Below are 16,369 nucleotides of genomic sequence, written 5' to 3' on the forward strand. Positions count from 1 at the left end.
GACCTTCTGCCTTCTGCCCTCAGCCTTTTTTTGTAAGAGTTTTGACATAAAAACAGTATTGTAAAATAGAAAAAGTAGGATTCGGAGGACCAGTTCACTGGTCAAATACGCTTATCGAGACTATTTTCGGTAATCTTCAGGGTTTAAAATCCAGCCAGCTAAAGCAACTACAGCGGCTGTACCACCAACGCATTCCAGGCGATCGCATCACTACGCCAGAGTTTGCCCAGCGTTTGGCAGCTATTAGTACAGAAATCAATCAACCTGTATGTACCTATCTCAATCGGCGTGGACAAGTGATCCGTGTCGGTGTAGGTACTCCGCGTCAAACGCAAATTCCACCGTTGGAATTGCCCCGTTACGGTGCGGAACGACTTAGCGGTATCCGTTGTATCGCCACGCATCTCAAATCAGAACCGCCTAATGAAGCGGCACTGACATCAATGGCATTACAACGGCTTGATGCATTAGCTGTCATAAATATTACAGGAACAGGATTTCAAAAACGGGGTGGTGGGGCTACAGGATATGTCAAAGAAGCATATTTAGCGCACCTGACATCACAAGAGTCCCGCGCCTTAATTACTAGTCCCTCTTTGAAGGTGGAAAATGGCAATGTTTTATCCCCAAGTTGGAACGTATCACCACCAATGAGTCTGGATGCACTGGCAAAACAGGACTTAATTGATTTAGTAGAAGGACTGGAAGAGGAGTTCCGACGAGAATTTGTCGCCCAAGAGGTAGATACTGACCATGACCGCGTGGTAATCGTTGGAGTGATGACCGACGACCTGTCATCCCAACAATTCCATGACATCGTGGCAGAATTAGGACGGTTAGTGGATACTGCTGGCGGAGAAGTATTACAAACATTATGGCAAAAGCGATCGCGCATTCATCCACAAACAGTAGTTGGTGAAGGTAAAGTACAAGAAATAGCCCTCACAGCCCAAACACTGGGAGCTAATCTTGTAGTCTTTGATCGCGACCTTTCACCTTCCCAAGTCCGCAACCTAGAGACTCAAATTGGTGTCCGAGTCATTGACCGCACAGAAGTAATCTTGGATATCTTTGCTCAACGCGCCCAATCCCGTGCTGGTAAATTACAAGTAGAACTAGCGCAGTTGGAATATATGCTGCCACGGCTAAGTGGGAGAGGACAAGCCATGTCTCGACTCGGTGGTGGTATAGGTACTCGTGGTCCTGGTGAAACTAAATTGGAAACCGAACGCCGTGCTATTAGTCGGCGTATTTCTCGTCTACAACAAGAAGTAAATCAGCTACAGGCCCATCGAGAACGGTTGCGACAACGGCGACAAAATCGAGAAATTCCTTCAGTAGCTTTGGTTGGTTATACAAACGCAGGTAAGTCTACCTTGTTGAATGCCTTAACAAATGCCGAAGTTTATACCGCCGACCAATTATTTGCTACCCTTGATCCTACCACACGCCGCTTAGTAGTTCCTCATGCAGCAACTAGTGAACCCCAAGAAATTCTTATTACAGACACAGTAGGTTTCATCCATGAATTACCTGCATCGTTAATGGATGCCTTTCGCGCCACTTTAGAAGAAGTCACAGAAGCTGATGCCTTAATACATTTAGTAGATTTATCGCATCCAGCTTGGTTAAGTCACATTCGTTCAGTGAGGGAAATCCTGGCTCAAATGCCAGTCACTCCTGGTCCAGCACTAGTTATTTTTAACAAAATTGACCAAGTAAGTAGTGAAGCCTTAGCTCAAGCAAGGGAAGAATTTCCTTTAGCAGTATTTATTTCTGCAAGCAAGCGCTTGGGATTAGAAACTTTACGTCAGCGTCTTGGTCAACTAGTGCAATACGCTACTTCCTCTCAGTAAATACGTAGCTTTATCCCATGTTCAAAATTCCAGCTGCTTTAAAAGCAAAGCTCAGGAGTCATATTATTTCACGCTGCTCATGTAAATAATCTAGATGTAGAGACGGTATTATTTGCGTCTCTACAAAACTTATTTGTATCAAGCATTTTGTAAACCAGCATGAGACTATATCTAGTTTAAATATATACTTTAATAAAATCCGCTTAGGTGGACTTTTTTTCAGGTGTCCTCATCTTCACCTTATGATGTAAAAAGTTATAATGTTGCTGAAAACAGTATCAAGGCTGGCTCTTATAGTGGGTTAGATTTACAGATTAGCCCAAAACTGTTTAATTTTGGTGTTTTTAAATAACGTGAGTTAGCGCATAAATTCATAGCGAATTTCTTTAGTAAAACTCTGCGCTCCTTTGCGCTTTCCTTCGCGCCCCTCTGCGTTTAAGGTCGCTACGATTTTACGCAAAGCTGTACTTAGTCTGATAATATTTATTGAACTCATTTTAAATATAGGCTTAGATATGCATTAGATTTTTAAGCCAATTTTATTTTTATGATTACATCTACCAGATAGTAATCTTTCCTTACTCAATTTTATTTACCTATTCTTAATTTGTACAAATATTACATTTTATAATCCTTTTACTTTCCTAAAGCTGATAATCTGGATTACAGAAAAAGAATGTTTCCAAACTAGATTTGCTACGAGGCAAAAATTTAAGATGCTAAAGGCTAGCTTAACTTATTTTCTCTAGATATATCTAACGGTAAATACTGAAAATATTTTTTATAGCTCATAAATTTTTATCGGTGCAATTGCTGAGGTGAACTGTACTGCAACTCGAATATTATCAATTTGTTACGCTACTAGATGCAATTCAATATAAGTTTTATGGGCTAAGTGTTTGGATGAGTTTGTTATTATTTTTTAGTAACATACTCACCAGCAAATGCCCTTATACAAATTATAAACCAATACGATTCAGTTAGCAGAACTTAATTATTTCAGTCCCGCTAAATCACCATTTTTAAGAGAGACTTAATTCATATATCCTCCCTTTCCCAAGGGTAATAGGGTGGCTCGCAGCCTTAACTTAACCGTATTGAATTAGAAACTGTAAGTAAAAGTAAATACTTATAGCTTTTCCTTTAAATAGTTTTTCGACTTAACAATATCTGTATGTATTTATTGACTAACTTTCACTAAATTGATAAATAAAATACCCAAGTAAAACGTTAATTTATTTCATGCATTAAGTTTCTACAACTCATAAAGTCTAAAATTCAAAATACTAACCCTGTATCTGCTTTGAATTGACAAAAATGGGATGAATCACCCACAGCTTGCAATAACATTCTAAAATTTAAGAAATATTAAATAAAGTTGAGGGCGTTATGGCTGCGAAAGTAGAAATTTACACTTGGAGTACTTGCCCATTTTGCATCCGTGCTAAAAGCTTACTGAAAAAAAAGGGGGTAGAATTCATTGAGTACAGTATTGATGGAGATGAGGCAGCACGAAATAAAATGGCTCAAAGAGCAAATGGAAGACGCTCTGTGCCACAAATTTTCATCGATAATGTTCATGTTGGTGGTTGTGATGACATCTACGCTTTAGAAGCCCGAGGTCAGCTAGACAATTTATTAGCTTCTAGCAATAGCGTATAGATGGAAGAGTTCGATGGTGTTTTGCTTGGGGGGCGATCGCAAAACTTGTTTAAACATCAGGAGATAGTCTAAATTAAATGACTGTGGAATTTGCTGGCAATTGAGGCAGAAAGTGTGAAACTGGCTTTTATCATTGATCCTATCCAGACTCTTGACCCTTGTCACGACACAAGCGTCGCATTAATGGAAGCAGCCCATGTCATGGGACATGAAGTCTGGATCACCCAAGCGAATTTACTAAGTGTGGTAGCAGGACAAGCTTGGGCCATTTTAGAACGCATGGAACTCATGCCTATTGAACTAGTGGAGGGACGCTGGGTAGCAGCAAATCCTTGGTACAAACTAGGCGAACGCATCTGTATGTCTTTAGAAACAATGGATGCCGTATTTATGCGGACAGATCCACCCGTTACAGTTTCCTACCTTTATGCCACCTATATTTTGGACTACATTGACCAAAACAAAACTTTGGTAATCAATAGTCCCAGTGGTATCCGAGGGGCAAACGAAAAAATGTATGCCCTCCAATTTACTAAAGTAATACCAGAAACCATTGTCACTGCTGATAAACAGACTATCCGAGACTTTGTGGAAGCAAAAGGCACAGCAGTTCTCAAACCACTAGGTAATAAAGCTGGTGAGGGAATTTTAATTTTGCAACCGAGCGATCGCAACCTCAATTCCATCATCGAACTCAGTACCTTTCAAGGTCGAGTACCCGTCATGGTACAAAATTTCATCCCAGAGGCCAAAGAAGGAGACAAACGGATTATTCTACTAGATGGCAAACCAATTGGAGCAGTTAATCGCCTTTCTGCTGGTGATGAATTTCGCAATAACATGGCAACTGGTGGCACAGTTGCCAAAACCGAAATTACTTCAAAAGAATACGAAATCTGCTCCGAAGTTGCCGAAATCTTACGTAAAGATGGCTTAGTTTTTGTCGGAATCGATGTAATTGGTGGTTATCTGACCGAAGTCAACGTCACTAGCCCTACTGGGATACGCGAAATAGACCGATTAAATGGCACTCGTCTTGGTCATTTGGTTATTCGATGGATCGAACAGACAAAAAATTTATAAATTATTAATATGAATTATGAAATTTTTTAACGTTCATAATTCATCATTCCTCTGTAATTTCCCCTGCACCCTGGTAAACCGAAATAATAATTATAAATAATATAGGGAGTTACAGTAGCATCTGGTACTAAAATTTAGACCGCCAGTTAAAAATAATTGTGTGCTGAAAGACTACAAAAGTTAAAAAGTCTACCATCAAAAATAATTATCCCAACTCAAGACGATATTAACAGACATTGAGCGACAACCAAAACAAGCGCGATCATTTTCGTTTTTTTACCAAACACACTGGGGATTTTAAATAAGCTGACTCCAGCCTAAGCTAATTTCAGTCTATGGGATAGGTAGATGAATTTAGTAACTAATTATTGGCTGTACCAAAAATGGTAACTGAATTGCTGATTCCAATTCCTAGTATTAACTAAGAGAATTAGGAATAATACCAAATAGGAATAAGTAGTGTGATTTGAGATTATTAGCATAGCCTTTTGGCAAAGACTCTCAATCCAAAATCCAAAATCTAAAATCCAAAATTGGTATAAGCAGCTAGAAAGCCAATAGCTGATCATCTTAATTACGTGGTGGTGTCCGCTTTCGCAGAAAATCAGGAATATCCAACACCGAACCTTTTTCTTTTGGTTCTGGAGTTTGTGTTGGTGGATTAGGCGCAGCTGGTTGTTGCATTGGCCTTCTTTGTGGAGGGGGTTGTACTACCCGTCCTTGGGTAACGTTGGGTTGTTGTGCAGCTGGGGCTTCACCAGTAAATCCAGTTGCAATTACGGTAAGTCTCACTTCACCTTGGAGTCTGTCATCGATCACCGCTCCAAAAATAATATTGGCGTTGGGATCAACCACTTCATAGATTGTTTCAGCAGCAGCATTCACTTCATGCAGGGTGAGATCGCTACCACCAGTGATGTTAAAGACAACACCCCTAGCGCCCTCAATTGAACATTCAAGTAATGGTGAAGAAATCGCTGCGATCGCTGCTTCTCTGGCTCTAGATTTTCCAGAACCAATACCGATCCCCATGAGTGCTGATCCTGCATCGGCCATAACTGCTCGCACATCTGCAAAGTCAACGTTGATCAAACCAGGAATGGTAATAATATCGGAAATGCCTTGTACCCCTTGCCGCAACACATCATCTGCATAGCGAAAAGCTTCTTGCATCGGTGTTTGTTCCGGGATAACTTCTAGTAACTTGTTGTTAGGAATGATAATTAGTGTATCTACCCTACTTTTCAGCCCTTCGATCCCTTGTTCTGCTTGGCTAATCCGGCGGCGTCCCTCAAAGATAAAGGGACGTGTAACGACGCCAACAGTAAGAGCGCCCATTTCTTTAGCTACTTCTGCTACAATCGGAGCCGCACCAGTACCAGTTCCACCACCCATTCCTGCGGTAATAAATACTAAATCAGCACCATCTAAAGCTGTCGCAATCTCGTCCCGTGATTCCTCGGCAGCTTTAGTTCCAATAGCAGGATTACCACCTGCTCCCAAACCCCTTGTCAGTTTCTGTCCTATTTGTAGTCGGCTGGGAGCTGCTGCCAAAGTTAAAGCTTGAGCATCAGTGTTGATAGACCAAAACTCTACCCCACTTACATCTGATGCAATCATGCGGTTAACAGCATTACTACCACCGCCACCAACACCAATCACTTTAATATTGGCAACTCGACCAGGAACAATGTCACCTATTCGGGTTTCTTCCCGCTCTATTTTCTTGTTGTCATTATTTTGCCCAAAGCTCAGTCCTGAATGATTAAACGGATTGGTGGAATTAACAGCCAGTGAGAAAGTCGACTGTCCTGGAGATTGAGAGTTTTTATAGGTAAGTCCTTGGTTATTATCAAGAGTCATTGGATTCACAAAGGGGTAGATAAACGACTTTTTAAGGTTTTATTCACCTAAGAGTCAACTATAGTGTGACGCTGCCATCAACAATATGACATTGTTCTTTCTTGTTCTCCATACTTCCAACCCTTTCAGGATGAGAGATAGGAAACTTTGTTATGGGATAAATCATCAAGGCACCTGTTTGCACAGTTAATTAATTCTAGAGAAGTATACCGAACTATTTACCTGAAACTGACCTGTATCAGTTCTACTAGACATTAATATATTCCCTGCTTTTTTACCGATTTGGCTCGGTATATCTTTGGTAACCCCAATAACCTTTCCCTTTTGCTGCTGTTGCTTTATATTGGTCATCAATTTTACAGCTGTAAACGTAAATTTTATCTTTAGTTGCGGAAATCACTATTTTTTTTGGTATAAATTATTCAATATCAATAAAGAAAAATTATGCTGAAAGCCAGAAAGGGATGGATATAAGTCAACAAATCGCATAAGTTTGCGGTACTTAATTATACATTTGTATTCGGTAAGATAATTCCTGCACGGAAAATACTGAGCAAGTTGTATTACTTGCCAACACTGGTCATAACACGTTTGTTCTCGGTTAGTGATATGTTTAATAGGATTCACCATTGGGGATAATTGCAACCTAAGACATAAAATTTGTCTTAATATTTTATTTATCAATGTTCAAAATAGAGACAACAGAAAATAATGTTTGTTGTAATTGACTCAAATTTTGAAACATCTAATTAATTTACTGTTTTACTTACCTTCATTAAAGCATCCACACGACGGGCAATTGTCTAAAAGTGGTTAAAAGTAATACTTTATCCATATAAGTTAGCAGGTAATAAAAAGAACTTTACTATAGCAAGTATTGTGCTAAACTGAAGGACAGACAGGTAAAGATTACTTTTGAACCAGATGCTATCGGTAAAGAAGGTAACACCTTCTACCCATGATTAGATGTTAGGCAAATAACATAAAACTTCTGACTGTCTAAAGAGAGGTTTTGCAAATAATCCTCCAATTTAATTAGAATTTAATGCCGATTTTTACATAGATAGGTCGGAAAACCCAACTTAAATAATAAATATATTTTTTCAACACAAAACTTCTTTATTGACTAGGATGACTTTAATATCAAACACGCAGATTTTTTTTAGCCTGTTTGGGAATTGGTTTGCTGTTTTTTTGGTTCATTTGTACTAGTAAGTGTTCTGGATTTTTCAAATCAATGTACTCTATTTCATTGGGATTGAGTTGTGAGGGTAGATGACGAAGTTGGGCAAGCACCTTAATTTGTTCTGGTAGCTGGGGACTTGGTGTACCGAGATGTACTAAACCTAGTTCTGTTTTTAGAATTAAATTTGTTGGATCTTGCCAATCTATCTCCGTTACTTTCAAGGAAGTTTGACTCATCGCTTCATACAAAGAAATCCAGTAGGGTCTGTATTGTTCTGGTGATCCGATCACTTTTAAAGTTGGTAGTTTAACTTTAGAGTCGAGGGAGTTAAAATTCTCTAAAGGTATCCATACGCCATTGGCATCTAGTAAACCCATAATTACTTTTGTATTGCCATTTTTCCTGTTAGCTTGTTCTCGGCGTACTTGAGCGATCGCTACTGGTGTTCTTTCTTGAAGTTGGACTACTAATCCAGGAGGAAACAGACGACGACTGACGGTTGCTTGGGCAATACTTGGCTGCTGCTGTAAAGAACGAGCAATTTTATAAGGTTCAATCCGCCACAAAGATTGCGGATAAGACAGCACTAGTAGAGACTGAACCTCCTCATCTGAAAGTAATTGATTTCCTGATATCACCACATCTTTAGGAGTTTTGAGAACCCAAATAGGTTGAATTGCTATCCACAACAAACCACCAGCCAAACTAGTCACAGCAATAGTTCGCCAAATTGCTTGAATAAATTTGATCTGGCGCTTTTTACGTAACTTCTTACGGCGTCCTGCAAGGATTGTGCGGGAAATCGATACTATACCAGCCATTCAAACCTCTGCCATACTCTATAATCCAAGTCGTGATTGCATATCTGTAACATTCAATAATTTTAGTCAAACCTGACTTTACAACACTGTATAGCAACAAAATTAAGATTTTAGTAGTTAGCTATTGTACATTCATAAAATTTGCAATTTGAAATTATCTGCAAATCTGGACATTGAACTTATGTAGCCTTATTTTACAGATGATACTCATCATTTCAGCAAGAAGACTACAAATGCTTGTTGACATTTTGCTATTTATATGGATTAAGGCAAAATTCAGAACCAAGTGCGAAACCGAAATTATACTCTGATTTTGCATCTGTCAGAGAATTATCTACCATCAAGACTGCTATTAAAACAATTCTTCTTGGATAAACACGCTTTATCTTCATATTGGTATTAAGGAAAGTTCAGGAAGCGGAGGGCAGTCCCAATGAAACAAGTTTCACCGCCAAGCATGTAAGTAGTTCTTACCTGTTCCCCGTTAAGAGTTTCCTGTTCCCTACTTACAAGTCAGAAGAGAACCCACAACCCACCCTTCAAAGAGTGGGATTGTTAAAATGACGTTTTCTGCCTTGCCGGAAACAATCTCAATATTATTTCTGGATTCAAAAATTCTTTAAACCCATAAATAAAGTTTTAATTGATACTCTTAGCCTTCTACCATCTGTCCACCTACGGAAGCCGCTCTACGTCTACGATCCTTAGCCTTTCTTTGTAAAAAGTTTAGGAATACTTACTAGTACGGTGGTAGGAAGATCCTAATTCTGTATTCTCCCATTTCCTGACTATCAAGTTTTCCCCTTTAAGCAAAAAGTATTGGCTAATAAAATATTTGCTAGTATAATATATCACTAATATACGAATGTTTATTTTAATTATTGCGAAAAATAAAAATAGACATATATACTGTATCTTGGTTGTCAAGATATAGTCAAAATAATAACCAGATTATGAAATAACTGATTAATATATCTCTGTGACTATTTTTAAATACCTGTTGTCGCTGCTACAACTAAGTGCAAATTCACTGTCTCGCATATTTCACGCTAAAACTGTGGCATAAACTTACATTAGTTCATCCGTGAGCAAAATTAGAGATTGTCAAAATCTCAACAACAGGTGTAAAAAAGACAGAATACAATCAACCATCAGGGATAATAAAATCCCTACCATGCTACGGACTTAGTTGTGGCAAAACATACAACAAAGAAGTCTAGTGCATACCTTTATAGGAAGGTAGGGATTATTTGTATCTTAATATACAAATAAATCTGCATCTACATGAAAACAGCACTAAATTTACAACGTTTTTATCAAGCCTGTAATCCTAGTAAAACCCTGGTAATGGGTGATGCAACGGATCGGCAATACTACATAGACTTTTCTGATGTGCGTGGTTGCAAAATTGTAGAAGAACTGCAACGCACAATTGTCCGTATTTCTCCAGAGGACCCGACTTGTCAGTTATTTACAGGTCATATTGGCTGTGGTAAATCAACGGAATTACAACGCTTAAAGACAGAACTAGAGCTGGCTGGATTTCATGTCGTTTATTTTGAGTCTAGTCAAGATTTAGACATGGCGGATATTGATGTCAGCGATATTTTGCTGAGTATAGCCCGTCAAGTCAGCACTAGTTTAGAAGCGATTAATATCAAAGAGAAATCAGGTTACTTTAGCAATCTGTTTAGAGAAATTGGAGATTTTTTACAGACTCCGATAGAGTTATCAGCAGAAGCAGAATTGTCTTTAGGTATCGCGAAAATTAGCGCCAAAACTAAAGACAGCCCGCAATTACGTAATCAGTTGCGGCAGTACTTAGAACCACGCACTAATAGTATTTTGCAAGCCATCAACGAAGAATTGCTAGACAAAGCTGTTCAACAGTTAAAGCAGCGTGGTCAAAAAGGGTTGGTGGTGATTGTCGATAACTTGGATCGAGTCGATATGCGTCCTTTAGCTTCGGGGCGATCGCTACCAGAATATCTTTTCATTGATCGAGGCGAACAGTTACGCCGCCTTAAGTGCCACGTAGTATATACTATCCCCCTGGCATTAATTTTTTCTAATGAGTATGAAACACTCAAAAACCGTCTTGGAGGCGGTATTGCTCCGAAAGTGTTACCAATGGTACTTGTGCGCCAAAGAGATGGTAGTGACTACGAAGGAGGAATATCTCTGTTACGGCAACTAGTACTGATAAGAGCTTTTCCTGAAGTTCCCTGGAATACAAGGCTAAGTTTAATCACAGAGTTATTTGATCACCCCCAAACTTTAGATCGTCTATGTCGGATTAGTGGTGGACATATTCGTAACTTATTGGGGCTGTTGTACAGTTGTCTGCAACGGCAAGATCCACCCTTTTCTCACAGTTGTTTAGAAGCAGTAATCAAAGACTATCGTGATGACCTGCTATTAGCAATTGATGAACATGTCTGGGAATTGCTATTAGAAGTAGTTAGTCAACAGAGTGTCAAAGGCGAGTCTGATTACCAGATATTACTACGGAGTATGTTTGTCTTTGAATACCGTGATACTACAGGACGTTGGTTTGGTATTAGTCCAGCGTTAGCAGAAACAGAAAAAATTCTCGCTTGGCAGCAAAGCAAGTTGATTCACAACTCATAACTATATTATCGAAGAAAGGCAGAGGGCAGAAGGTTTAAGGAGAAATTTATCCCAAACATTTTAGTCCGCATTCTGTCGGCAAAGTTGCAAGAAAGCGAATTTATCCGTGGGACGGTACTCAATGTGGCGATAGTCTTCGCCACCCGTACCTCGTTAATCCAAAATCCAAAATCCAAAATTGAAAATAGGATGACACAGTGGAAATTCACAGCTGCTGAGAACGCCAGCGAAAATCAGCGTTCTTTGCAAAGGTTGATCCGAGCGATCGCACTCTCTAAGGGTCAATTTGCTCTTATTTTAGTGCGATGTAATTACAGGCAACTATGCGAACAAATGCTAGAGAACCTTCGTTCTTTAACTAAAGATATTTACTTACGAGAAATTTTTCTTTCGACCTCAGTTACTGTTCTGCACACCACTATTGTTTCAGAACTCTTTTTAGATAATCCTGCTGTGATTACAGATTGTTTGCCATCTGCTGTGATGGTTTTCGGTCTAGAGACAGTCGGCGCTTTGGAAGACCTTTTAATTGGTATCAACCAAGCACGAGATATCTATGCTGATAGTTTTCCCTTTCCTTTAATTTTGTGGCTCAAAGACGAAGTAGCAACATTGCTGTCGAAATTAGCACCTGATTTTAGGAGTTGGGCAGCAACTACGATCAAATTTGAAATGGCAAAAGAAGATTTGATTGCTCTGATTAAGCAGCAAACAGAATCTTTATTTGCCAATATATTAGCAGCAGGAGCAGAACAGTTTTTATCTAATGCCGCCCTCGATTTAGATCCTAAATCTCAGCAACGCCACGAAATAGAGTCAGCACGTCATGACCTGCAAACGCGTTATGGTGTCAAATTAGAAGCAGAATTAGAAGCAAGTCTCGAATTTGTTTTGGGGCGCGATCGCTATGCCAATGATGAAATTGAAGAAGCCTTAGATTATTTTCAACATAGTTTAGATCTGTGGGAGCTTTCTTTAGATAAGGAGATGGGAAGAACCGGAGGTGGGGGTATCTCCTTACCACCTCATCTTCTTCGACAGGCTGTAGTCCTCTTCCACCAAGGACTGTGCTATCGCCGAATGGCGGAATTACGTCCTGCACTCAACAGAAGGTATTGGCAAGACGCACTCTTTTGGTTTAGGCAATGTCTGGAAGTCTTGGAAAAAGCAGAAAGACAAGATTTAGTAGCCAAATTCATTTTGCCAGCTTGCGAAATTTTGCAACGTTTACAAGCTTGGAAAGATTTGAAACAATTGGCTCTCAGGTCTTTAGAATTGCATCGAGTTTATGGTGATGAAGCCCAAGTCGCTCAAGACTATGGCTTTTTAGCTGCTGTGGCTGCTTCTGAATCGAATTGGACAGCTGCCCATGAATTAGCCAATTCTGCGCTTTCTATTGCCGAGGAAGCGCCAGAAGTTTCACGACAACAGGAAAGTTCTTACTTGTTGTTATTGGGACGCACACAGCGACAAATGGGTGAGTGGGAAGAAGCAGTCAATAACCTAGAGTGGGCGAAGGTTGTTTGTGAACCCCAGTATGAGCCATCACTGTACTTGGAGATTGTAGATGAGTTGCGATCGCTATATTTTTTTGAACGCCATGACTATTTAGAAGCATTTAATCTCAAACAAGAAAAAATTCAAATTGAGCATCAGTACGGCTTTCGTGCCTTTATTGGCGCTAGCCAACTACAGCCACAACGTTACAGAATTAATTCAGCTTTACAATCACAAACAAGCACAACCTTTCCAGAGGAAATTGCCCTGGAAATTGCTGCTTCTGGAAGGCAGCAAGATATCAATCGTCTGATTGAAAGAATCACTCGTGCAGACTGTAAACTCACAGTTATTCATGGGCCTAGTGGCGTTGGTAAAAGTTCAATTCTTAAAGCTGGCTTAGTACCAGCTTTAAAACAAACAATCATCGGAGAACGCAATCCTTTACCGATTGTATTATCTGTTTATACAGATTGGCAAACAACTCTAGGACATAGTTTAAACCAGGCGCTTGCCCAAACCAAAATTACTAGTAGTAGTGAATTTTCAAATAATATTATTCTTGAAAAATTACGGTTTTTAACTGATCATAGTTATACTATTATTCTAATTTTAGATCAATTTGAAGAATTCTTTTTTGTTAATAAAAATACATTAACAAGAATAGAGTTTTATCAGTTTTTTACTGAATGTTTAAATATTGCATTTGTCAAGATAATCTTATCATTAAGAGAAGATTATTTACATTATTTATTAGAATTAGAACGCCTGTGCAATCAGAATAATGAGTTGGGTTGTAATTTGGGTGTAATCAACAAAAACATTCTTGATAAAGATATTCGCTACTACTTAGGAAATTTTTCTAAAAAAGATGCGATCAGCGTTATTAAAAGTTTAAATCAACGTTCTTATTATGGATTAGATCATGAGCTAATCAACCAAATAGTCTATGATTTAGCAGGAGAATTTGAAGAAGTACATCCGATTGAATTACAAATAGTCTGCGCCCAACTCCAAACAGAAAATATCAATACAACTGAAGAATACAAGCGTTGTGGTGGCTCTAAGAAACTAGTACAACGTTGGCTAGAAGAAGTCATCAAAGATTGTGGCCGGGAGAACGAACAATTAAGTTGGCAATTATTGTTTGAGTTGACTGATGAAAAAGGTACACGGCCGATTAAAACCAAAGTTGAGTTAGTAGCTGCATTGAGTAAAGAAAGAGGTGGGCAGAGAACTTCTCCCTATCAGCCCATTAGCCCAGTTCGAAATTTCCACCACCCCGTACCCAATATAGAAATGATTTTAGATATATTGGTTGGTAATGGATTAGTATTGCAAGTAAAAGAAGAATCGGGCGATCGCTATCAGTTGGTTCACGATTATTTAGTAGAGCCAATTCGTCAAAAAAATAAATATGGAATGGTCGCAGAACTTGCCAAAGTCAGATTTGAAAAAACCAGAGCAGAAGTAGCCCAAAAACTCAGTCAAGAACAACTGAATTTAGTTTTACAAAAACGACTGCGAGAGGCACGTATAGCAGGTGTGGCCTTAGCAATGATGGCAACAACAATTGCCGGGTTATGGTGGCAAGCTGACTTACAAAAAAGAGCAGCAATTCGCGAAACTAGGCGGGCAGAACGTAGTGAGACTAATTTGAAAATTAGTGCGATCACTGCCTCCTCAGAAGCTTTATTTGCTTCTAATAAAGAATTTGATGCTCTTTTGGAAAGTTTACGGGCATGGCGCAGACTCAAGCAAGCAAATGGTGTAGAACCAGATACCCGGATGCGGGTAGTAACAGCTTTACAGCAGGCAGTCTATGGAGTCACCGAGGTCAATCGGCTAGAGGGACATAATGATATTGTTTGGGGGATTGCATTCAGCCCTGATGGCAAATTGCTGGCATCAGGTAGCCGCGATCGCACTGTGAAATTGTGGCGACCTGACGGCGTATTACTCCAAACATTAGAAGCTAATAGCGATGCGATTACTGGTCTAAGTTTCAGTTCTGATGGTAAAACTTTAGCCTCAACCAGTCGCGACAAAACAGTCAATCTTTGGCATCTTAACCCAACAACAGGAAAATTTGCTCCACAACCAGAAAAAATCCTCCAAGGACATACAGATTGGGTTTTCAGCGTTGCTTTTAGCCCAGATGGAAAATTATTAGCTACAAGCAGTAAGGATAGAACTGTTAAGCTATGGCGTCGGGATGGAAAATTAATCAAAACGCTGCGAGGACATCAAGGTTGGGTTAACTGGGTAAGCTTCAGTCCTGATGGTCAGTTTCTTGCCTCAGCTAGTGACGACAAAACAATCAAAATCTGGCGACGAGACGGTAAATTAGTGAAAACTTTGTTAGCAAATGAAGAAGGAGTAACTGCCCTAGCTTTCAGTCCTAACGCTCAATTACTAGCGACAGCAGGTCGAGACAAAACAGTAAAACTTTGGCGTTTGGACAAAAGTGGTAAATATGGCTATGGTTTTCATCTTTACAAAACTTTGCAACAACACAATACTATCGTTTGGAATCTCAGTTTTAGCTCTGATAGTCAACAGCTAGCCTCTGCTGGTGATGACAACACTGTATACCTTTGGAAAATCAACGAAAAAGGTGAATTTGAGAATCAACCTTACAAAACCTTTAAAGGACACAGTGATGCTGTTGTGAGTGTGGCTTTCAGCCCGGATCATCAGCTCCTAGCATCTGCAAGTTATGACAAAACAGTGAGATTGTGGAGTTTAAACGCACCTACATTGCCAGTCCTTCAAGGTCATACAGACCGAGTTTTGAGTGTGGCTTGGAGTCGCAATGGCAAACTGTTAGCCTCTGGTAGCAAAGATTACACTGTAAATCTCTGGCGACGTGACCGTAATAGCGGTACAACTCGCTTATATAAAACTCTGGCTGCACATACTGACAGAGTTCCTAGTGTCAGTTTTGACCCAAAAAATCAAATGCTAGCTTCCGGGAGTTATGATAAAACCGTGAAACTTTGGGGTCTAGATGGTCATCTACTCAAAACCCTATATGGACATAGCGATAGTGTCATGAGTGTTAGCTTTAGTCCAGACGGGGAGTTGTTAGCATCGGGTAGTAAAGACCAGACAGTGAAGCTTTGGAACCGTGATGGTCGCTTGGTTAAAACCCTAGTAGGACATCACGGTTGGGTCAATAGCGTCAATTTTAGTCCTGATAGCCAGATTCTCGCTTCAGCTAGTGATGATCAAACAGTGAAGCTTTGGGCAAAAGATGGTACTTTGTTGAAAACCTTCTCACCTCATGACAGCTGGGTTTTAGGTGTAAGTTTTAGTCCTACTGATCATTTGCTGGCTTCTGCTAGCTGGGATAACACTGTCAGGCTATGGCGTTCTGACGGCAGATTATTAAAAACATTGTTAAAGGGCTATAGCGATAGTGTTAACTCTGTAACTTTTAGTCCAAATGGTGAAATTCTTGCTGCTGCTGGTTGGGACAGCACAGTGAAACTTTGGAGTCATGATGGCAAATTGATTAAAACTCTCAATGGACATCATGCTCCGGTATTAAGTGTTAGTTTTAGTCCCGATAGTCAAACATTGGCATCTGCTGGTGATGACAACACCATAATTTTGTGGAATTTGGACATGAATAACCTACTATCACGTGGTTGTAACTGGGTAAATAATTATCTTCGATACAATCGTAATGTAGATCAGCGCGATCGCTCCCTCTGTTATGGTGTCAAAAGTTAGTAGTTAGTAGTTAGTAGTTAATAGTTAGTAGT

General features: G+C 39.6%; 7 protein-coding genes. 5 read left to right on the forward strand and 2 right to left on the reverse strand.

Annotated elements, in window-relative coordinates; all coding sequences use genetic code 11:
* The first annotated feature begins 113 nt into the window (after nucleotides 1-113).
* The 3 genes from hflX (at nucleotide 114) to gshB (ending at nucleotide 4,601) form a co-directional block, all read left to right on the forward strand.
* Nucleotides 114-1,856 carry a GTPase HflX gene (gene hflX, locus RS893_RS07095; RefSeq protein ID WP_315791897.1) on the forward strand — a complete coding sequence of 581 codons (1,743 nt, stop codon included), beginning with the start codon at nucleotides 114-116 and terminating at the stop codon, nucleotides 1,854-1,856.
* A 1,389-nt stretch (nucleotides 1,857-3,245) separates the two neighbouring features.
* Nucleotides 3,246-3,518 carry a glutaredoxin 3 gene (gene grxC, locus RS893_RS07100; RefSeq protein ID WP_315790504.1) on the forward strand — a complete coding sequence of 91 codons (273 nt, stop codon included), beginning with the start codon at nucleotides 3,246-3,248 and terminating at the stop codon, nucleotides 3,516-3,518.
* 114 nt (nucleotides 3,519-3,632) lie between these two features.
* A complete protein-coding gene (gene gshB / locus RS893_RS07105; RefSeq protein ID WP_315791898.1) occupies nucleotides 3,633-4,601 on the forward strand; it encodes a glutathione synthase in 969 nt (322 codons plus the stop codon).
* Nucleotides 4,602-5,171: 570 nt separating this feature from the next.
* Here gshB and ftsZ read toward each other — a convergent pair.
* Together ftsZ and RS893_RS07115 are read right to left on the reverse strand one after the other, a co-directional pair.
* The gene (ftsZ, locus tag RS893_RS07110; protein ID WP_315790505.1) at nucleotides 5,172-6,464 is read right to left on the reverse strand and encodes a cell division protein FtsZ; all 1,293 of its coding nucleotides are present in this window, start codon (nucleotides 6,462-6,464) and stop codon (nucleotides 5,172-5,174) included.
* Between the two features lie 1,143 nt (nucleotides 6,465-7,607).
* Nucleotides 7,608-8,471 carry a cell division protein FtsQ/DivIB gene (locus tag RS893_RS07115; protein ID WP_315790506.1) on the reverse strand — a complete coding sequence of 288 codons (864 nt, stop codon included), beginning with the start codon at nucleotides 8,469-8,471 and terminating at the stop codon, nucleotides 7,608-7,610.
* Between the two features lie 1,284 nt (nucleotides 8,472-9,755).
* Between RS893_RS07115 and RS893_RS07120 the strand changes: the two genes are divergently transcribed.
* Both RS893_RS07120 and RS893_RS07125 read left to right on the forward strand, forming a co-directional pair.
* Nucleotides 9,756-11,102, forward strand: a complete 1,347-nt coding sequence (locus RS893_RS07120; RefSeq protein ID WP_315790507.1) for an ATP-binding protein — start codon at nucleotides 9,756-9,758, stop codon at nucleotides 11,100-11,102.
* 189 nt (nucleotides 11,103-11,291) lie between these two features.
* A complete protein-coding gene (locus RS893_RS07125) occupies nucleotides 11,292-16,337 on the forward strand; it encodes a hypothetical protein (RefSeq protein WP_315790508.1) in 5,046 nt (1,681 codons plus the stop codon).
* Nucleotides 16,338-16,369: the final 32 nt, after the last annotated feature.

It is taken from the genome of Fischerella sp. JS2 (assembly GCF_032393985.1).
Taxonomy (GTDB): domain Bacteria; phylum Cyanobacteriota; class Cyanobacteriia; order Cyanobacteriales; family Nostocaceae; genus Fischerella.